This window comes from Microlunatus soli (assembly GCF_900105385.1).
GTDB classification, from domain to species: domain Bacteria; phylum Actinomycetota; class Actinomycetes; order Propionibacteriales; family Propionibacteriaceae; genus Microlunatus; species Microlunatus soli.
The window spans coordinates 6,630,655-6,650,518 of sequence record NZ_LT629772.1 but is presented as its reverse complement, the minus strand read 5'-3'; the positions used below and the strand labels follow the sequence as shown (position 1 = coordinate 6,650,518).

The following is a 19,864-nucleotide window of genomic DNA, read 5'->3' as shown; positions in this document are numbered from 1 at the left end:
ATGGGATCGGCGCCGCTGGTCTCGATCGTGATCCCGGTCTTCAACGACCAGGACTGGCTGGCCGACGCCTTGACCAGCGCCCAGCGACAGACGATGCGGCAGCTGGAGATCATCTGTATCGACGACGCCTCGACCGACGCCAGCCTGCAGATCATCGAAGCCTTCCAGCAGCGTGACGATCGGATCCGGATCATCAGGCAGGAAAGAAATCTGTCGGCCTTCCAGGCTCGTCGGGTCGGGATCCTCGCCGCCACCGGCCGCTACGTACTGTTCCTGGACGGCGATGACGAACTGGACCGCCATGCGGCGGCGAAGGCGGTCGCCAAGGCCGAGTCATCGGGAGCCGATCTGGTCGGCTTCGGCGTCAAGGTGATCGGGCCGAATGGCGGCGTCGTCGGCGGCTACCAGTCCCGTTTGATGCCGGCACACGGGCTGCTGGAGGGCGAGGCCATCCTGGCCGGACTGTTCCCGGTCGGCAAACCGGCACAGGGGCAGATCTGGCGCTATCTGTTCCGCACCGAACTGCTCCGCAACGCCTACGCCCGGGTGCCCGACGACCTGGTCCTGAACCGCATCAACGACCTCCCGATCACGTTCCTGGCGGTTGCCGAGGCGCAGCGCTACGTGTCGATCCAGGACCGGCTGTACAGCTACCACTTCCGACGCGGCGCCAGCGGCCACCTGGTCGAAGAGCTGTCCCAGTTCGCGTTCTACGCCGGCGGGATCGATTCTGTCGACAGCATCGGATCGGCCGTTCACGAGCTGGCCCGCCGGACCCCTGATCCGGAGCCGTTGATCGACGGCTATCAGACGGCCCGGTTGTCGATCGTCGGCAACGTGCTCAGCTATTTGATCAAGAGCGTGAGCAGCGATCTGTACGAGGCCTGTCTGGATCTGCTGTTGCAGAAGGTCTCCGAACGAGAGGTCGTGCAGGCGGCTGCCCAGTACGCACCCGGTGCGCTGGATTTCCTTGCCCGGCACGGCAAACGGATCGAGCTGGGGCAGCGGCCGGTGCACAGCGTGCTGCTCACCACCCGATCACTGACCACCGGTGGTGTCTCCGGCGTCCTGCTGGCGCAGGCCCGGCATCTGCTCGACGCCGGTTACCAGGTGACGATCGTTGCCCATCGGGACGGCAGCGTCCTCGACGGTCTGCCGGAGGGGGCGACGTTCGTCCAACTGGGCGAAGGCAAACTGTCGGCCCGGTTGGCGGAGTGGGCGGAGATCTGTCGTCGCTCTGCGGTCGATGTCGTCATCGATCATCGCGTCCTGTACAGCCGGGAGTGGCCGGCCTTCGCCCAGATGGCGCGGGCGATGGGAGCACCGACGATCGGCTGGGTGCACAACTTCGCGATGCGTCCGGTCTATGACCTGAAGGACCTGTTGTCCTTCATCACCGATCATGCCAACACGCTGGCAACGCTGGTCGCGTTGTCGCCACTCGATGTCGAGTTCTGGAAGCTGCGGGGGGTGTCGCACGCGGCCTACCTGCCGAATCCGCCGTCCCCGTTGCTGGTCGAGTCCGCGGCGACCGCGGACGCCAAGCCGGCGCCGTGCGGTCGTCGGCTGGAGCTGATCTGGTGGGGTCGGCTGGAACAGCACACGAAGCAACCGCGACAACTCCTCGCGATGGCCACCGAGCTGCGCACGCTGAACGTCGACTTCCGGCTCCGGATCATCGGCCCGGACTGGGCCGACCTGACCGCGGCCCAGTTGGCCGACGAGGTCGGCAAGCGGGGACTGGGTGAGCAGGTGGCGGTCGTCGGCCCGTTGCACGGTCAGGCACTGGCCGACGCGATCGACTCCGCAGACCTGTTCGTCGGGACCAGCATCATCGAGGGCTACCCACTGGCGCTGGCCGAAGCTCAGGCTCGCGGGCTGCCGATCGTGATGTACGACCTGCCCTGGCTGGCTGCGGCCAGGGACAACGAAGGGCTGGTCGCCACACCCCAGGGCGACGCCGCCGAGTTGGCCCGACAGATCGCCGAGATCGCCGATGATCCTGACCGCTACGACAAAATGTCCCGGGCATCGGTGGACGCCGCCCACCGTGCGCTGGCACTGGACTTTTCCACGCTGTACCGGCAGTTGGTTGCCGGAATGCTGCCGGCGGAGTACTCACCTGAACCGACACTGGCCGGCGCGCAGCAGCTGCTGGACCTGATGGTCTTCTTCGTGGAACGCAACACCGGTGCGGTCTCGGATGCGCAGGAAACGCCGTCGGCACAGTCCTCCGGCGCGGCGGGTCAGCGAGAGACGGCGGACAGGAAGGGACGGACGACGGGCCCGGCCTTCGACTCCCCGCTGGTCCGATCGATGCTGCCGTTCGTACGTCGGGTCTACCGGCTCGCTCCCGGACTGAAACCTGCTGGCCGACGGTTGAAGCTGATGTTGCCCGCCGCGGTGACTCGGGACAAGGAGGCTCGATCGGACGGCACCTGAGGTCGACCTCCGCCGATGATCATGATCCCAGGATCACCACATGATGATCATGATCAGAAGACTCTGATCATGCGACAGCGCTCATCGCGGTTCGCATCCGGACCCCGAGCCGGGCGATCGACTCGCGGGCGGTGTCCACGGCCGGGGCGAGCCCGGACAGCTGCGACGGCAGCCGCTGCGCCAGCTCCGGCAATTGATCATGGCGACCCACGACGTTGCCGAGCCCGGCGATGGCGAGCAACCGGGTGATCTTCTGCGGATCGGCGGCGGTGCCCAGCGGGTAGGCACCCTCGGTGGCACCGATGATCAAACCATGCGCGCGGTCGCTGACAACGGCCACCGACTGCCGGTAGACGGCTCGTGCATAGGCGTCGAGATCGGCATGGCGCATGCTCGGCGGCGTCCGGTAGTCACCGCCGAGTGCCTCGGCCAACCGGACCGCACGGGGCGCGTCGCGGGATACCTGGGCCAGGGTGACGATCTTGGTCGAGGTCTGCGCCGCGAGATCGCGGACGGCGGCGATCCAGGCGTCGCCGGGCCATGGACGGTCGTAGCGCAAGGTGACCGCGAGCAGCTGACGCGACTCATGCGCCGGCCACCCAGAGGTCGGCGCGCCGAGGGCGAAACCCCAATCCGGAGCGACGTCGCCGAAGCCCGCGGCATCGCGCGACACCTCGTCGCGCCAGGAGACCACCGCAGCCTCGCGCAACCCGGGATGGATGTCCAGCTGCCCGACGATCGACGGATCGCGGAGGCCCGCGCCGGCGATGATCACGATGCCGCGACGGTCCAGTACCTGCTCCACTTGGGTCTGCAGTTCACGCCGCGGATACTCACCTGGCAACGGATTGAGCTCACCGGAGTTGAAGAGCAGCACCGGCCGGGTCGCCGACCGACACGACTCGAGCCAGCTGGCAGGATCGGGATAGATCCTGTGTGCCGGCTTCAGCGGAAGACCGGAGAGATAGTCGTCGGACTGCGGACCGAAATGCAGATGGAAGCGCCGCCCCGCACCCTGCGCGGCCGAGAAGTACGCCGCACGCAGTGCCGAGTCGCCAAGGTTGTCGTCCTGTCCACTGAGGTGGGCGAAGACGTCCTGCCCGCGGCTCTCATTCATCGCGGGGAGTATATATAGTCGTCGCGTGCTCGACTTCCCGCGTGATCAAGTCCCGGTCGAGACGGTCCCGGGAGAACGCCTCCGGGTGCTGATCGGTCACCGACCGCCGGCACCGGCGGTGCGCTACGTCGACCAGATCGTCGGCGACGATCCGAGCGACATCGACTTCCGGTTCTTCGGCGGGATGCTGAAGCAGTTCGATGTCGACGTCGTCCAGCTGGTCGACCCGATCCGCGCACTGGGGCCGCGGAAGACCGCCGAACAGCGCCGCGCCCAGGCCCTCCAGCTGGTGCAGACGCTGGCCGAGCATCGGATCGCCCTGGTGCAGACGGTCCTTCCCGGCACCGCGGACGAGTCCGTGCACGGTGGCCCGTCCGACGACAGCCGGATGATCATCGACCGGGCAACGGACGCGTTCATCGCCCTGGACGATGTCACGGCCACCCCCGATCCGGCCCGGACGACGGTGATCCCGCACCGGCACTACCGGGATCGGTTCGTCGGCTACCCCCGGGACGCGCAGGTTCCCGGGCGGCTGTTGAGTGTGTCGCGGGCGGGGCTGGCCCGGGCAGCCCAGGGCCCACTGAAGGTGTTCTCGCTGACCCACACCCCTGGCCTGTCGCTGCGGGTGGTCGGGGATGGCGACTTCGGACTCGACGAACTGGCGGCGCGGGCGATCGCCCGGACCCCGGAGACGGTGTCGGCACGGCTGGAGCACGTCTCCGATGCCCAGCTGGTGAATCAGATCTCCGCGGCCGAGATGGTGTTCCTGCCCGATCCGGCGTCGCTGGACGATCTGAGCACGCTGTTGCTGACGCTGTCCCTGGATCGCCCGGTGGTGCTGCCGTCGAGTCCGACGGCACGTCGGCTGGCCGAGCAGGTCGGTACGGGGTGGGTGCACTGCCTTCCGAGCCCGCTGACCGCCGAACTCCTGGACAACACGATCACTGCCGTCAGGACGACACCTCGCGCACCACGGCCGGACCTCCGCGGCCGGGACGCCGACGCGGTCGCGGCACGGTACGCGGCGCTGTACCGTGCGGTCGCCGAACGGGTCCGACTCGCGGCACCGCGTGTCCTGGCGGTCTGATCCGCTGTTGATCTTGATCCCGGAGTGCGGGACTGCTCGAAGACTCCTTATCCGGTTGGGGTTGGGACGCGGGACCGAACGACGGCGCTGATACCTGGAAGAAACCTGTTGTTGGTCCGGCGGTCGCCGTCCCGACCGAATGTCGTCTTAACGTCGCGGCCGTGGATCTACTTGTCGTCGGCTCTGGTTTCTTCGGATTGACGATCGCGGAGCGCGCCGCGCACGCGGGACGCAGGGTGACCGTGATCGATCGGCGTTCGCATCTGGGTGGCAACGCCTACAGCGAGCCCGATCCCGAGACGGGCATCGAGGTACACCGCTACGGCGCGCATCTGTTCCACACGTCCAACCCGCAGGTGTGGGAGTACGTCAACCGGTTCACCGCATTCACCGACTACGTGCACCGGGTGTACACCACCCATCGCGGCGTGGTGTATCCGCTGCCGATCTCGCTCGGCACCATCAACCAGTTCTTCTCCGCCGCACACTCTCCCGGCGAGGCGGCCGCACTGATCGCCGAACAGGCTGCGGAGTTCGACCCGAAGCAGGCACGCAATCTCGAGGAACGCGGCATCGGCCTGATCGGACGCCCGCTGTACGAGGCGTTCATCCGCGACTACACCGCGAAGCAGTGGCAGACCGATCCGCGGGAACTGCCCGCCGAGGTGATCAGCCGGCTGCCGGTGCGCTACAGCTACGACAACCGCTACTTCACCGACACCTGGGAAGGGCTGCCGGTCGACGGTTACACCGCCTGGCTGGAGCGGATGGCCGACCACCCGAACATCGACGTACGGCTGAAGGCCGACTTCTTCGACGACGCACAGCCGTTGAACAAGGCAGCTGTCGCCGGACGGGTTCCGGTCGTCTACACCGGTCCCGTCGACCGGTACTTCGATTACTCGGAAGGGGCGCTCGGCTGGCGGACGCTGGACTTCGAGGCCGAGGTCGTCGAGGTCGCCGACTTCCAGGGCACCGCGGTGATGAACTATGCCGATCTCGCCGTGCCGTACACCCGGATCCACGAGTTCAAGCACTTCCATCCGGAGCGTGCCGACCGCTACCCGACGGATCGGACGGTGATCATGAGGGAGTACTCGCGCTTCGCCGACACCGGTCCGGCAACCGATGACGAGCCGTACTACCCGGTGAACACTCCGGTCGATCGGGAACGCCTGCTCGCCTATCGCAAGCTCGCGGCGGCCGAACCGAATGTCTACTTCGGCGGCCGTCTGGGCACCTATCAGTATCTGGACATGCACATGGCGATCGCGTCGGCGCTGTCGATGTGGTCGACCCGACTCGCCGCGTGATCACGACGCCGAACGGTAGCGATGATCATGCCGCTCAGACGTCATCCGCCGTTCATCTTCCGGCCATGGTGGCCCCAGTAGGCTCCGCGACCATGACGACGTCGGGCGGAGCTGTGCCGTGTCAGCGCTGGCATTCGAACGATTTCCTCACCCGGATCGCGCGGGCTGAGGCGGTCGACGACGATGCTTCTGGATCGGAGCCGACAACAACGGCTGACGAGGGCTGCGACATCGGTTCCACGGTCGTACCGGAGCTGTCCTTCGACGCACCGTCACTGCTGTCGGTCTCGGCCGACCCGGACCTGCATGAGCGACTGACCCTGCGGCGTTCCCGGACCCTGTCGACACCGCACTTGATCAACTTCGCGGCCCGGAACCTCTCGGTCTGGGCGTTGGACGTCCTGGTCGGTCGGCTCACCGGCGACCGTCAGGACTGGGACGGACTGCGGGCGGCGCTGCTGCAGTTCGACCGCCGGCCGAGTGGCTACGAACCGACACTTGATCAGATCGAGTTGGCCGATCTCTACGCCTTGGCCGGTCTGCTGCACGAGCGGGCGTTCGACCCGCCGGCGGAGCGTGGTGCGCTGCGTTACGTCGCCGACCGGATGATCGGTGGCGGCGAACTGCCCGGCAGCACCGGGGAGGCTGTCGTCGTCAGCCTGCTGATCGCCGGGCTGGTGGAGCAGGCCGCCGCGCTGTTGCCGCGGCTGGACGAGGAGACCTGGCTGTGGCACGCCATCGCCGCGGAGTTGGAACATCCGCGGTTCGGTGGCTCCTTCGACGCAATGCTCGGGCGACTGAACGCCGCCTACCAGCGGTTCGGGCTCGAGCGGATCACCCTCGGGGGATCGGAGGACACGCCCTTCGACCGCCTCGACGCGGTGCCGCTCAGCCGGCTCCGCACCGGACCGCTGGTGACCATGATCATCAGCTGTGACCGGCCCGGGACCGAGCTGAGGACCGCGGTGCGATCGGTCGTCGGGCAGACCTATCAGAACTGGGAGTTGATCGTCATCGACGACGGCTCGCCGCAGCAGCACGGGCCGATCCTGGACGAGGTCGCTGCCCTCGACCCGCGGATCCGGGTCATCCGCAACGAGGTCCGGGCCGGGGGTTCCGTCCGCCGCAACGAGGCGATCCGGCTGGCCCGCGGCGAGTTCGTGGCCATCCAACACTCCTGCGACTGGTCCCATCCGCGCCGCATCGAGATGCAGGTCCGCGACCTGCTCGGGACACCTGCGCGGTGGGCCAACGTCGTCCACGGTGCGACAGCCGGCGACGACTTCTCACTGTTCACAGCGCACGGGGCGGGGCCGACACCGGCCGAGTCGTCGCTGCTGTTCCGCCGTGAACCGGTGATCGAAGCCGTCGGCTGGTTCGACGACGCACATCCGGGTTCCGACGACGAGTTCCGTCGGCGACTGGAGACCGCGACCCGCAGCCCGCTGCGTGCCGTCGCCGCCGAGATCCCGCTGCAGTTCCTCCGGGCCCGGTCGGATCAGGAACCGTCCGGGTCGGTGGACAACAGGATCTGGATCGACCCCGAGCTGATGGCGTACCGCAGTTCGGCCCATCGTTTCCACGAACGGATCCGAACCGGCCGATCCGATCCGCGGCTCGGATTCGACCAGGACCGGCGCAGTATCGTCGCGCCACCGCGGCTGCTCGGCATCGAGCCGGCCGCCCATCAGGTGGATCTGCTGGTGGTCGTCGATGGTCATTACCCGTCGTGGCGACGGGCCTTCGTCGACGCCGTCGCCGATGAGCTGCGGACCGCGATCTCGGCCGGCCTTCGGGTCGCGCTGCTGCACTCCGAGTCGGTCAGTGGTGTGCAGAACATCGGCCCGCTCGCCAAGCGGCTGCAAGCGATGATCGACTCCGGACAGCTGCTCCAGGTCTTCGAGGCCGACCGGGTCGAGGCGTCTGTGGTCGTGGTGCGGCATGCCGGTGCCGCCCAGGGCCACCACGCCCGGCGTCGGCCGGTCACCAGCTCGCGGGTGGTGATCGTCGAGGACCGGCTCGGCGGCGACGTGCGCGGCGAGACGATCGCCCGAGGCGATGTCCTCGACATCGTGACGGCCTGGTTCGGCATCGAGCCGAGCTGGACCGTGGCCCGGCCCATTCCGCCGCGGCCGACGGTCACCTCGGTGGTGGTCGAGGCGGACACGGTCACCGTCCGGCTTGAGGGCTCGGACCTGCCGAAGATCTCGGCAGTCCGGATCGGCAACGGCAACGCATCGCTCGAGCTCGAGGCCTGGCTCGGGGAGGACGACGGCGGCGACTATCTGACCGGAACCGGGAGTCTGGCACCACTGCCGGACGGCGAGATCTGGCTCACCGTGGAACGGCGGACCGGAGACGAATCGTCGACACTGCAGGCCTGCCCGGTCTCGGCACGGTCGGTGCTGACCGGGCCGGGGGAGCGGCTACTGGTCAGCGGGGAGAACGGCGGCCTTCGGATGCTGCCTGCGGCTGATCCGGACGGACTCGGTGGCGCCGAGTTCTACCGCCGGCATCTGGCCGCAGAGGTGTCCCAGGCGAGAGCCTTCCGGGACCTGTTCGAGGTCACGGTCAGCGGTGCCGGCGTCGCCGGACTGACCGCCCTGTTCGCGTTGCGCAATGTCAACGGCCGGATCCGGCGACGCGAGTTCATCATCGACCATGCGACCGAGCAGGAGGTCCGTGCCCGGCATTCGCTGACCAAGATCGAAAACGTCCGGTGGCGGATCTACGGCAACTTCCAGACCCCACAGGGGCCGGTCGAGGTCCCGATCGATGTCACCGACCGCACCGTGGCGCTCGGCGGCGACCGACACCGGGTACGGAAACTGACCGACACAGGAGTCCTGCACGTCGTACCGCAGCCGATCGACGCGCCGCCGGCGCCGGCCCCCGAACTCTCGGTGATCATGCCGGTCTACAACGTCGGTCCGTATCTCGATACCGCGATCAGATCCGTTCTGACACAGGAGTTCGAGGATCTCGAACTGATCATCATCGATGACGCGTCGTCGGACAACAGCCGCCAGATCATCGCGATGCATCGTGAACTCGATCCACGGATCCGGGTGATCGAGCTCGATCACAACACCCTGGGCGGCGCCGGCATCCCGAGCAACATCGGCATCCGCGCCGCGCGAGGGAACTACATCGCGTTCGTCGACAGCGACGACTGGGTCAGCCGGACCGGCATCAATCGTCTGCTGACGCTGGCCCGGCAGCATGACGCCGAACTCGTCATCGGGGATTTCCGGCTCTTCGACGACGGGGACCGGCAGGTGACGGCGCCACTGGACAACGCGGCCTGGCTGGACATCCCCGACGAGGAGGTGATCAACGCCGCCAACCATCCGTCGCTGCTGCGACTGTCACCGGTCCCGTGGCGCAAGCTGTACCGGCGCGACTTCGTCACCGCGCACCAGGTCCGTTTCCCCGAAGGGGACTTCTTCTACGAGGACAACGCGCTGCACTGGCTGGTGCTGTCGCGAGCTCAGCGGGTCGTGGCGTCGAGCGAGGTCATCGCCTACCACCGGATGGGTCGGGAGGGCCAGACGATGGCCGCGGACACCTATAAGCTCGCCGCGATCGCCAGCCATGCGAACACCATCGGGAATTCCTTGATCGAAAGCTCCACCCTCGCCGACAACACCGACCTGGCCGCGGGCCCTGACGATCGGGAGGCGTTGTTCGACGCGTTCATCGAATACCTGCGGCGGCAGAACTGGACGGTACGGCGACAGACCCAGCCGGCGGCTGCGGCACTGCTCCAGCGGCGGTTCGCCACGGTCTATCAGAAGGCGATCACGGCCGCACCGTCGGCGCCGGTCCGGCCCGAGGTCCGACGCCACTTCGAGGCGTTCGGGGAGGCCTATCCCGACATCGATCTGACCATCGTGATCCCGGTCTTCAACTGTGCCGACTACCTCGGCGAGACGCTGGACTCGGTGCTGCAGCTTCACGGCGTGAGCTACAACGTGCTGCTCGTCGACGACGGCTCGACCGATGCGTCGTTGGGGATCATGCGGGACTACGAGGACACGCATCAGCACGTCCACGTGTTCTCCCAGAAGAACCGTGGGGCAGGACGGGCGCGGAATTCGGTGATCCCGTTGATCACCGGACGGTACAGCTACTTCGTCGATGCCGATGACGTCGTCGATGCCGGAGCACTGGCCCGGGCGGTGAGGCTGGCCGACGTCGACGACGTCGACCTGCTGTTCGCGAAGTACCGGCTGGACTACGTCGACGAGGATCGCTCCCGCGGGATGTTCGATGCCGACGTGCAGATCTGGCGGCAGCTTCCCGAGGCCACCGGCAACACCGCCCGACGGCGACTGCTTGCCGGCTTGATCAACTATCCGTGGAACCGGCTGATCCGCACCTCCTTGCTGCATGACGCCAACATCTTCTTCGGGCCGACGGTCGTGCACAACGACATGCTCTTCCACTGGCACAGCATCCTGAGTGCGAAGAACCTGGGCTTCATCGACGCCGAGGTGTGCGCCCATCGCAAGTTCAGCACCCGGGCACAGGTCACCAACATCGTCGACGAGCGCCGGATGGCTGTCGTCGAGGCGTTGCGGGGTACACACCAGCGCATCTCCGGCCTTGCGAACTACCCCGACATCCGTGAGGAATGGCAGCGGTTCGCGTTGGACCTGCTCGATTGGGCCAAGGACCGGATCCCGGCCGATCTCCAGGACAGCTATGAGAAGCGCGGCTCGGAGTTCGTGGAAACGCTCTTCGAAACCGTCGACGAGGCGCCGCCCGATGCCGAGGTGCCTGCCCTCTCAGCGCCCGCCGATGACGGCAAGCCGTCGAAGTCCTCGATCCTCATCTAAGGAAACACATGCCCGAGCAGAGCAAGTCCGGAGCTTCGACAGCGGTCTCCGCGCGAGCCTCCGATGCGTGGATCACCGCGCTGTCCAATCTGGTCGCGGTACGGAGTCCGCTCAGTGGTCCGCTGGCCGAACGGCTGGCGGGGCGTGCCGAACTGACCAAGACCCAACGAGTCCGACTCGAACGGCTCCGCCCGTGGGCCGGGCGGATCACCAACCCGCCGCCCGCGCGGGACGTGCCGCCCGGGGAGATCAGCTTCGGCGTGCTCGGCTACCGCGCGGCGGACTATGTGGCCGCATCGAGAAATATCGGCGACTGGGTGCAGACGCTGGCGATGATGTCCCATCTCGTTCGCCGACCGGATGTCCGTCTGACCGGGCAGGCCGATCTTGCCAAGCTGTTCACCGGTCTGCAGTCCTCGGTTCCCGACGATCGTCGGATCGACGGCCCGTCGAGCACCGTTCATCTCGTCGAATTCAACCGGGATGCATCGTCCTACGACTCGTTGCCGTCGGACACCTGGGCGTTCGTCTTCGGGTGGTACTTCAAGCTGCCGTTCGGTCGGCATCCGGAGTTTCCGTTGAACCCGCGGATCATCCCGATCTTCCTGTCCTTTCATGTCAGCCGCGGTGATCAACTCTCTGATCTGGCCTTCGACTACCTGCGGGCGCACGCGCCGATCGGGTGCCGGGACTGGTTCACCGTTCGGTTGCTCCGTTCCCGGGGGATCCCCGCCTACTTCTCCGGCTGCGTCACCACCACCGTCGGCTCGCTGTTCCCGCCGGTCGCACCCGACCCGAGCAAGCCGGTCGCCTACGTCGACGTAGCTGCGCCGGCTGATGATGATCAAACCGGTGATGCGGTCGAGGTGACCAACCTGATCAACGGTCTGCGGGACAAGCCGCTGGCCGGGTCGCTCACCGACGCGATCACTCGACTCAACTCCTATCGCAACGACTACTCGCGGATCGTGACATCCCGGCTGCACACGTTGTTGCCGTCACTGGCCTGCGGTCTGACCGTCGATTGGCAGCCGAAGGATCCCGACGATCGGCGCTTCGAAGGGCTGGCGGGTCCGACCGCCGAGCCACTGGGTGACATGGCGGCCCGGGTCTCGCGGATCGCCAAGGTCGCGCTGGACGCGATCCTGGCAGGCAAGTCGAAGTCGGACGTGTACGCCGTCTACCGGGACGAGGTGGCCGCGGATCTCGACGCCACCGACAAGCACCTGGCTGCCGACAAGAAGGTCGCGGTGTCCGCCGCGGCCGGGAAGTGAGTCAGTGATGCGGAACTTGATCTGGCAGTACCACATCGACACCAAGCGTTCCTACGACGGCGTCCACCGCAAGCGGATGGCGATGGCCTCCTCGGAGACGGTGGCGTTCTATGCCATGAAGTACGGCGTCGAGTACGAGATGGCCTCGCACTCGCGCTGGTGGAAGAACGGCTATCACGGCGGCCCGGCGATGGAACGCTTCCAGCTGCTGGACGAGCGTTTCGATGTCTACGACCAGATCCTCTACATCGACACCGACATCCTCGTCTCGCCGGACGCTCCGAACATCTTCGACGAGTACGCCGACGCGACGATCGCCGGTCTGCACCAGACCCACCGGCGAGACATCACCCTGCTGCAGGAGGGGTGGTTGCGTACCGAGTTCCCCGATCCGGCGAGATACCGGGCGAGCTACGTCAACGGCGCGATCCTGGTGATGTCCCGCGACTTCCGGCAGTATCTGCGCGGCGTGCTGCGGGTCGAGGACATCCAGGTCGACAAGGGGACGCACTGGGACCGGGACGGGATCAACGTCCGCTGGCCGGTCTACGACCAGTCGATGGTGTCCTACTGGCTGGCGATGTCACCGTTCGATCTGACCTCGCTGGACCGGGCCTGGTTCAAGGGGCCGCACTTCTACAACCACGGCGGCCCGAAGACCGACGAAAGCCTGCACCGCTACTTCTCCCGCTACGACACGCTGCGGGAACAGTGGATCCCCCGGGGCTATCCGGGGACGACGACCGGCGATCCGCATCCCGAAACTGCGCATGCAGCAGAAATCGCGAGTGCAGCAGAAACCACGGGGACAGCGGAAACGAAGGAATTGAAGAAGGCTCCGGCCAAGCCGACGGTGGAGAACCTTTCGAAGCAGGTTCGGCAGAAGCGGCTGAGCTATCTCGGCCAAGGGAAGTTCGACAGCATCTACGACCGTATCGAACAGATTCGATCCGACGGTGTCGCCGGCGACTTCACCGAATTCGGCGTCGCGCTCGGCGGTTCCGGCATCTGCCTGGCGCGCGCTCTGGAAGACGGTCAGCGATACTTCGGTTTTGATGTGTTCGGGATGATCCCACCACCATCTCAGGCCGACGGTCAGAAGGTCCTCAATCGGTACAAGACGATTTCGTCCGGCGAGTCCAAGGGAATCTCCGGCGACCCCTATTACGGCTACATGGATGATCTGCTGGAGAAGGTGAAGGGTAATTTCGCCGAATTCGACTGTCCGGTCGACGGTCGGCGGATCAATCTCGTCGAGGGGCTCTTCGAGACGACGCTGCCCGCACACGATGACCTGACCATCTCACTGGCCCACATCGACTGCGATTGGTACGACCCGGTCAAGCTGTGCCTGGAGTATGCCTGGGGCCATCTGTCCCCGGGCGGGTTCATCATCCTGGACGACTACAACTCCTGGCCCGGGTGCAAGAAGGCGGCCGATGAGTTCCTGGCAGCGACGCCGGCGGCCAAGCTGCTCTACGAGAAGCCGAACGCCGTGATCCGCAAGCCGCTCTGACCTCGGACGCCCTGCGCGCCGGCCGGGCCATCGCCCGACCGGCGCACGGGTCGGTCCATTCTCGGAGCGGTCGGTGGGCCTGGTCAGCCGTCGATGAGGCGGACGGCAAGGTTCATGTGGCCGAGGCTGATCGCCTCGAAGCTCAGCCCGCTGCGATCCAGGAACTCCAGGAACGCCTTGTGTTCGTGCTGCTGCCAGCCGTAGTAGCCGAAGTACTCGTCGAAGACGATCACCGTGCCGGCGACGAACCAGTCCTGCAACTCGTCGAAGACGGTCTTGGTTGAGCTGTACAGATCGGCGTCCAGATGGCAGAAGGCGAACGGGCCGTCGTGCTTGTCGCCGTAGGGCGGCACGGTTTCGTTGAACCAGCCGACGTGGAACTCCACATTGCTGACGGGAAGCTCTGGCGGCTTGGCGCCGACGTCGAACGCGCCGGTCCCGTTCGCGGTGCCGCCCCATGATTCGGGCAGGCCGATGAAACTGTCGAAACCGTGCACCGTCCAGTCCGGGAAGAACTTGGCGATCTGGGTCAGCGATGTCCCGCGCCAGACGCCGAACTCGGCGACCTGCCCCTCCATCGTCACCGCCCGCAGGCCGGCGGTGATGGTGCGGGCGTTGTCCAGAGTCACCTGCATGGTGTCGAATCGCCGGTCCGAGCGGATCAGATCGACCCCGTCCTGGACCGACTGCTCCCGCAGCGCGATCCCGGTCGACGGGATGTTGCGGGCGATGTTCAACTCCTTGCGGATCTTCTCCAGCAGCTCGAGCACCTTGGAGTCGTCAGGCATCAATCGGCTCTTTTCTCTTCGGGGGAGACGCAGGGCACGCCGAACTCCGAAAAGTAGCAGTCGCACGTCGACCTCCGGCGTCGCCGAGATGACATCGAATCGGACATCAGAAGACAGTCGAACGACGAGTTCGAGCAGCTGCGGAATGCATCCGAAGAACGGGCTGCGCCGGTGGCTATTCGGGGTGGAATCCGCCGTTAGGGTGGCGCGTGGCCGATCACGAAACCGTCGGATGGAAAGGCGACCATGACCACTCGTACAGCACCTCCTCGCGGTGCCACGGCACGCAAGCCGGCTCGTCAGGGATTCCCGCCGTGGAAGAAACGCTGGTTCCGCAATTCCAGCCGGATCTGGCTGAAGCGCTACAACCGCAACTTCGCCAGGGCGACCAAGGCCGACATGCTCGTTCTGGACGCCGGTGCGGGACCGGCACCATTCCGCGGGCTGTTCGGTCACGCGCGATACGAGTCGGCCGATTTCAAGCAGTATCGCGACGACCAGACCTACGTCTGCGACGTGGCCGACATCCCGGTCGAGGACGGACGGTTCGACCGGGTCGTGTTCAACCAGGTGTTGGAACATCTGCCCGACCCGAGCGCGGCGTTGCGTGAGCTGTGCCGGGTCACGAAACCGGGCGGGCAGATCATCTGCACCTGCCCGCTGTACTACGAGGAGCATCAGAAGCCGTACGACTTCTTCCGCTACACCCGATTCGCGTTGAACAAGTTGTTCGCCGACGCCGGCTTCGTGGTGCAGAAGGTGGACTGGATGGAAGGCTATCTGGGAACGGTCGGCTACCAGTTCGAGGGCATGCATCGGCACCTGCCCCGCGCGGCACCGGCGGATTGGTCGTTCTGGAAGGCACGCAGGACAGAGCTGTTGCTGCAGTCGACCCGGGCCATCGGGTTGCTGTTCGCCGGCCTGTATTACAAGCTCGACGCCGAGTGGAAGTTCACCGGCGCCGGATATCCGAAGAACTACGTCGTCATCGCGAGCAAGCCGGAGTGACGGGCAGCCGCCGCTGCCGACGACGGACGGCCTGCCTGGCGTAGGCTTGCGCACTGCATCAATTCAGCGGGCTCGGCCCGCCCGGCAGCAGGAGAGGACGGATCGTGGCGTCGACCAAGATCACCCTGACTCATCAGGACAGCACGACCGAGCGGGAGATCGACGAGACGACGACGGGTCTTGAGCTGTTCGGTGAGGACCGGACGGTCGTTGCGGTGAAGGTCGACGGGGAGCTTCGTGATCTTGATCGTCCGTTGCTCGACGAGGGGTCCTTGAGCTTGTCGAAGGGCCCGTCGATGGTAGAAGCGGTGTCGATCGACAGCCCGGACGGGCTGAACGTGCTGCGGCACTCGACGGCGCACGTCGCTGCGCAGGCGGTGCAGACGCTGTACGCCGAGGCAAAGCTCGGCATCGGTCCGCCGATCACCGACGGGTTCTACTACGACTTCGAGGTGTCCGAGCCGTTCACCCCGGATGATCTGAAGGCCATCGACAAACAGATGACCAAGATCATCAAGGAGCGGCAGCGGTTCGTCCGCCGGGAGATCAGCGACAACGAGGGCAAGGTCGAGCTGGCCGCCGAGCCGTTCAAGATCGAATTGATCGGCAAGAAGGGCAGTGCCGACGACGAGGACGGGTCCAGTGTCGAGGTCGGCGCCGGTCAGCTGACCATCTACGACAACGTCCGACGTGACGGATCCGTTGCCTGGAAGGATCTCTGCCGCGGTCCGCACCTGCCGCACACCGGCTACATCCCGGCGTACGCGATCACCCGCAGCTCGGCGGCGTACTGGCTGGGTGATCAGAACAACCAGCAGTTGCAGCGGGTCTACGGCACCGCCTGGCCGACCAAGGAAGCGCTGAAGGACTACCAGCATCGGATGGCCGAGGCGGCCAAGCGAGACCATCGCAAGCTGGGGGTCGAGCTGGACCTGTTCAGCTTCCCCGACGAGCTCGGCTCCGGTCTCGCGGTCTTCCACCCCAAGGGCGGCGTGGTCAAGCGGGAAATGGAGGACTACGTCCGTCGTCGGCATCTGGAGGAGGGGTTCTCCTACGTCGGCACCCCGCACCTGACCAAGTCGCAGCTGTTCGAGACCTCCGGCCACTACCCGTACTACGCCGACACCATGTTCCCGCCGATGGAACTCGAGGGCAGCCAGTATCTGGTCAAGCCGATGAACTGCCCGATGCACAACCTGATCTACAAGTCCCGCGGCCGGTCCTATCGCGAGTTGCCGCTGCGCTTCTTCGAGTTCGGCTCGGTCTACCGGTACGAGAAGTCCGGTGTGGTGCACGGCCTGACCCGGGTCCGCGGGATGACCCAGGACGACTCGCATTCCTACGTCACGCCGGAGGACGCACCGGCCGAGATCAAGCACCTGCTCGGCTTCATCCTCGGTCTGTTGCGCGACTTCGGGCTGGACGACTACTACCTGGAGCTGTCCACCCGGGACCCGGAATCGGACAAGTTCATCGGCAGTGACGAGCAGTGGGCGACCGCGACCGAGATCCTGGAGCAGGTCGGCCGCGACTCCGGCCTGGACCTGGTGCCCGACCCGGGCGGTGCGGCGTTCTACGGCCCGAAGATCTCGGTACAGACCCGGGACGCGATCGGCCGCACCTGGCAGATGTCGACCATCCAGTACGACTTCAACCAGCCGGCCCGGTTCGGTCTGGAGTATCAGGCCGCCGACGGCTCCCGGCAGCAGCCGGTGATGATCCACTCGGCGAAGTTCGGCTCGATCGAACGCTTCATCGGTGTCCTGACCGAGCACTACGCCGGTGCCTTCCCGGTCTGGCTGGCCCCGGTGCAGGCCGTCGGCATCCCGGTCGCCGCCGAGTTCGACGGCTACCTGGTCGATGTCGCGGCGAAGATGCGCAAGGCCGGGATCCGGGTCGAGGTGGACACCAGCGACGACCGGATGCAGAAGAAGATCCGGAACTGGACCAAGCAGAAGGTGCCCTACCAGCTGATCGCCGGCGGCCAGGACGCCGAAGCCGGCGCGGTCTCCTTCCGCTACCGCGACGGCACCCAGAAGAACGGCGTCCCGGTCGACGACGCGATCGCCGAGATCACCGAAGCCATCGCCACCCGCACCCAGGTCTGACCCAGCCTGCTCCCACCCCGCCGACCCGTCAGTTCCTCCCCGACATTCCGCGCGTGTCGGGGAGAAACTGACGGGTCGGCGGTAGGGGAGCTCGGGGGACGTGGGGGGATCCGGCATGCTTGGGGGTGACATGAACGATGAGATCACCGACCGGGCGGACGATTTCGCCGGCGTACCCGATGAGCTGGAGCGGCTCTGGACGCCGCACCGGATGGTCTACATCGAGGGCGAGAACAAGCCGCCGGACGGCACCGCGGAGACCTGCCCGTTCTGTCGACTGCCGCAGGGCGACGACGAGGCCGGGCTGATCGTCCACCGCGATGAGCTGGCCTACGCCGTCCTCAATCTGTACCCGTATTCGCCGGGCCATCTGTTGATCTGCCCGTACCGGCACGTTGCCGACTACACCGACCTGACCTACCAGGAACGTGACGCGGTTGCCCGCCTGACCTCGGAGGCGATGACGGTGATCCGTGCCGCCAGCGCCCCGCACGGCTTCAATCTCGGGATCAACCAGGGAGCCGTTGCCGGCGCCGGGATCGCCGCTCATCTGCACCAGCACGTGGTGCCTCGGTGGTCCGGCGATGCCAACTTCCTGCCGGTGATCGGACAGACCAAGGCGGTGCCGCAGTTGCTCGGCGACACCTGGCGGTTGCTGCGCAAGACCTGGGTCGACCTGACCGCCCCGGACGTGGTGCGTCACAACGTCGTGGGTACGGACGTGACGGGCTCGGATACAACAGGGCAGGAGCCACACTGATGTTGGAACGGTTCCGTGCGGCCTGGACCAAGGTGATCGCGCCGATCGCCGCCTTCTTCGTCCGGCACAACGTGTCCCCGGACGTGATTACGGTGGTCGGCACGCTCGGCGTCGTGGTCGGCGCCGCGGTCTGTTACCCGCAGGGCTGGCTGTGGCAGGGCACGGTGATCATCGTGCTGTTCGTGTTCGCCGACATGGTCGACGGCCAGATGGCCCGGAGCACCGGGCGGGCCAGCACCTGGGGCGCCTTCCTGGACTCCAGCCTCGATCGGCTCGGCGACGGAGCCGTGTTCGGCGGCATCGCGCTCTATTTCATCCACGGCGCCGTCCTGGACGGCCGCCAGGTCGCCTTCGGGCTGGAGACGATCTGGACCGCTGTCACCCTGTGGGCGTTGGTGATGGGGCAGGTCACCTCGTATGTGAAGGCCCGGGCCGAGGCGCTCGGATTCGACGCCGGCGGCGGGCTGGCCGCGCGCGCCGACCGGTTGTTGATCATCCTGTTCGGTGCTCTGGTCGGCGGCCTCGGGGTGCCGTACGTGTTGGAACTCGCGGTCACCGCGTTGGCCGTGATGAGCACGCTGACGGTCTTCCAGCGGATCGCCAAGGTCTACCGCCAGGCCCAGCACCAGGCCCCGCCCGCCGAGCAGGGCCCGAGCGGAGCCGGTGCCTGAGTGGCCACGACGTCGTCCGATCAGCTGGCCAGGTGGGGCCTGCGGCTGCTCTACCGGTCCGGCTGGCAGATCGGACCGCGGCTGCCGGAGAGCGCACAGAACTTGATCATCAATCTCGGAGCGCGGATCGCCGTGGCGCGGGGCGGCAGGCATCTTGATCAGTTCGCCGAGAACCTGCGGTACGCGACCGGTCGCCGGCCCGATGATCAACTACTGCGGGCGGGGGTGGCGTCCTACCTGCGCAACCTGATCGAGGCCTTCGCGCTGCCCGGTTGGTCCCGGTCCAAGATCATCGGCCGGGTGACCACCAGCGGGGAGGGCGACCTCCGACGGGCCGCCGCCGGCGAAGGGGCCGTGGTCGCGCTGCCGCACAGCGGCAACTGGGACCTGGCCGGAGCCTGGGCCTGCGTCACCGGAATGGCTGTCAGCACCGTCGCCGAACAGCTCGACGATCCGGAGTTCGCCGCCTTCACCACGTTCCGTGAATCGCTGGGCATGCAGGTGATCTCGCATCGCGACCCGGCCGCGCTGCCGAAGCTGGTGACGGCCGTCCGGGACGGTCGGGTGGTCTGCCTGGTGGCCGACCGCGACCTGCTCGGCAGCGGCGTCCCGGTCACCTGGAACGCCCATCCGGTGCGGATGCCGGCCGGTCCGGCGCTGGTCGCCCGACGCAGTGGCGCAGCCCTGTTCCCGATGGTCGGCCGCTATCACGGCGACGGGCTGCAGTTGGACATCGGACCGCGGATCCGGCACCGACCCGGCCGGGACGGGCTGATCGCGATGGTGCAGGAGCAGGCGGACTATTTCGCCGAGCAGATCCGCCGGGCACCGCAGGACTGGCACCTGATGCAGCCGTTCTTCGGCGCCGACCGAGTGGCCGCGGACAGCACGACCAGCGGCGGTGCCGACCGTCGATGACCGAGTTGCTTCCTTCCC

Annotated in this window: 13 protein-coding genes; 11 read left to right on the top strand and 2 right to left on the bottom strand. The window is 66.7% G+C overall.

Translation table 11 applies throughout. From position 1 onward, the window contains the following. Positions 1 to 2,442: a glycosyltransferase gene (locus BLU38_RS30325; protein ID WP_091531293.1), complete on the top strand. Its 2,442-nt coding sequence runs from the start codon at positions 1 to 3 to the stop codon at positions 2,440 to 2,442. A 67-nt stretch (positions 2,443 to 2,509) separates the two neighbouring features. On the opposite strand, the gene BLU38_RS30320 is transcribed toward BLU38_RS30325, so the two are convergent. Then, positions 2,510 to 3,559, bottom strand: coding sequence for a hypothetical protein (locus BLU38_RS30320; protein WP_091531289.1), 1,050 nt, complete (start codon positions 3,557 to 3,559; stop codon positions 2,510 to 2,512). A 25-nt stretch (positions 3,560 to 3,584) separates the two neighbouring features. Here BLU38_RS30320 and BLU38_RS30315 point away from each other — a divergent pair, with 25 nt between their 5' ends. The 5 genes from BLU38_RS30315 to BLU38_RS30295 all read left to right on the top strand — a co-directional run bounded on the left by BLU38_RS30315 (position 3,585) and on the right by BLU38_RS30295 (position 13,593). Then, positions 3,585 to 4,649, top strand: coding sequence for a hypothetical protein (locus BLU38_RS30315; RefSeq protein ID WP_091531284.1), 1,065 nt, complete (start codon positions 3,585 to 3,587; stop codon positions 4,647 to 4,649). Positions 4,650 to 4,810: 161 nt separating this feature from the next. Continuing rightward, positions 4,811 to 5,962, top strand: coding sequence for a UDP-galactopyranose mutase (glf, locus tag BLU38_RS30310; RefSeq protein ID WP_091531280.1), 1,152 nt, complete (start codon positions 4,811 to 4,813; stop codon positions 5,960 to 5,962). A 92-nt stretch (positions 5,963 to 6,054) separates the two neighbouring features. Further along, positions 6,055 to 10,803, top strand: a complete 4,749-nt coding sequence (locus tag BLU38_RS30305) for a glycosyltransferase (protein ID WP_172836253.1) — start codon at positions 6,055 to 6,057, stop codon at positions 10,801 to 10,803. 8 nt (positions 10,804 to 10,811) lie between these two features. Beyond that, positions 10,812 to 12,077, top strand: coding sequence for a glycosyltransferase family protein (locus BLU38_RS30300; protein WP_091531273.1), 1,266 nt, complete (start codon positions 10,812 to 10,814; stop codon positions 12,075 to 12,077). Between the two features lie 7 nt (positions 12,078 to 12,084). After that, positions 12,085 to 13,593 (top strand): TylF/MycF/NovP-related O-methyltransferase, encoded by a 1,509-nt coding sequence (locus tag BLU38_RS30295; protein WP_091531269.1) that lies wholly within the window; start codon positions 12,085 to 12,087, stop codon positions 13,591 to 13,593. A gap of 83 nt (positions 13,594 to 13,676) precedes the next feature. Here BLU38_RS30295 and BLU38_RS30290 read toward each other — a convergent pair whose 3' ends face one another. Beyond that, positions 13,677 to 14,381 carry a TylF/MycF/NovP-related O-methyltransferase gene (locus BLU38_RS30290; RefSeq protein ID WP_091531265.1) on the bottom strand — a complete coding sequence of 235 codons (705 nt, stop codon included), beginning with the start codon at positions 14,379 to 14,381 and terminating at the stop codon, positions 13,677 to 13,679. Positions 14,382 to 14,627: 246 nt separating this feature from the next. On the opposite strand from BLU38_RS30290, the gene BLU38_RS30285 reads away from it, so the two are divergent. From BLU38_RS30285 to BLU38_RS30265, 5 genes are all read left to right on the top strand, one after another. Further along, positions 14,628 to 15,389 carry a class I SAM-dependent methyltransferase gene (locus BLU38_RS30285; protein ID WP_091531261.1) on the top strand — a complete coding sequence of 254 codons (762 nt, stop codon included), beginning with the start codon at positions 14,628 to 14,630 and terminating at the stop codon, positions 15,387 to 15,389. 104 nt (positions 15,390 to 15,493) lie between these two features. Next, the gene (thrS, locus tag BLU38_RS30280; protein WP_091531258.1) at positions 15,494 to 17,497 is read left to right on the top strand and encodes a threonine--tRNA ligase; all 2,004 of its coding nucleotides are present in this window, start codon (positions 15,494 to 15,496) and stop codon (positions 17,495 to 17,497) included. Between the two features lie 130 nt (positions 17,498 to 17,627). Then, positions 17,628 to 18,257, top strand: coding sequence for an HIT family protein (locus tag BLU38_RS30275; RefSeq protein WP_197679928.1), 630 nt, complete (start codon positions 17,628 to 17,630; stop codon positions 18,255 to 18,257). After that, entirely contained in the window at positions 18,257 to 18,928 is a 672-nt protein-coding gene (pgsA, locus tag BLU38_RS30270; protein WP_091531255.1) for a phosphatidylinositol phosphate synthase, read from the top strand. Before BLU38_RS30275 ends, pgsA begins: the two co-directional genes overlap by 1 nt. Continuing rightward, the gene (locus tag BLU38_RS30265; RefSeq protein WP_091531249.1) at positions 18,929 to 19,846 is read left to right on the top strand and encodes a phosphatidylinositol mannoside acyltransferase; all 918 of its coding nucleotides are present in this window, start codon (positions 18,929 to 18,931) and stop codon (positions 19,844 to 19,846) included. Positions 19,847 to 19,864 lie beyond the last annotated feature (18 nt).

Bases quoted from the DNA above. Each gene is read 5' to 3' on its own strand.
- BLU38_RS30325 (WP_091531293.1), top strand. From the start codon at position 1: ATGGGATCGGCGCCGCTGGTCTCGATCGTGATCCCGGTCTTCAACGAC.
- BLU38_RS30320 (WP_091531289.1), bottom strand. From the start codon at position 3,559: ATGAATGAGAGCCGCGGGCAGGACGTCTTCGCCCACCTCAGTGGACAG.
- BLU38_RS30305 (WP_172836253.1), top strand. From the start codon at position 6,055: ATGACGACGTCGGGCGGAGCTGTGCCGTGTCAGCGCTGGCATTCGAAC.
- BLU38_RS30300 (WP_091531273.1), top strand. From the start codon at position 10,812: ATGCCCGAGCAGAGCAAGTCCGGAGCTTCGACAGCGGTCTCCGCGCGA.
- BLU38_RS30295 (WP_091531269.1), top strand. From the start codon at position 12,085: ATGCGGAACTTGATCTGGCAGTACCACATCGACACCAAGCGTTCCTAC.
- BLU38_RS30290 (WP_091531265.1), bottom strand. From the start codon at position 14,381: ATGCCTGACGACTCCAAGGTGCTCGAGCTGCTGGAGAAGATCCGCAAG.
- BLU38_RS30285 (WP_091531261.1), top strand. From the start codon at position 14,628: ATGACCACTCGTACAGCACCTCCTCGCGGTGCCACGGCACGCAAGCCG.
- BLU38_RS30275 (WP_197679928.1), top strand. From the start codon at position 17,628: ATGAACGATGAGATCACCGACCGGGCGGACGATTTCGCCGGCGTACCC.
- pgsA (WP_091531255.1), top strand. From the start codon at position 18,257: ATGTTGGAACGGTTCCGTGCGGCCTGGACCAAGGTGATCGCGCCGATC.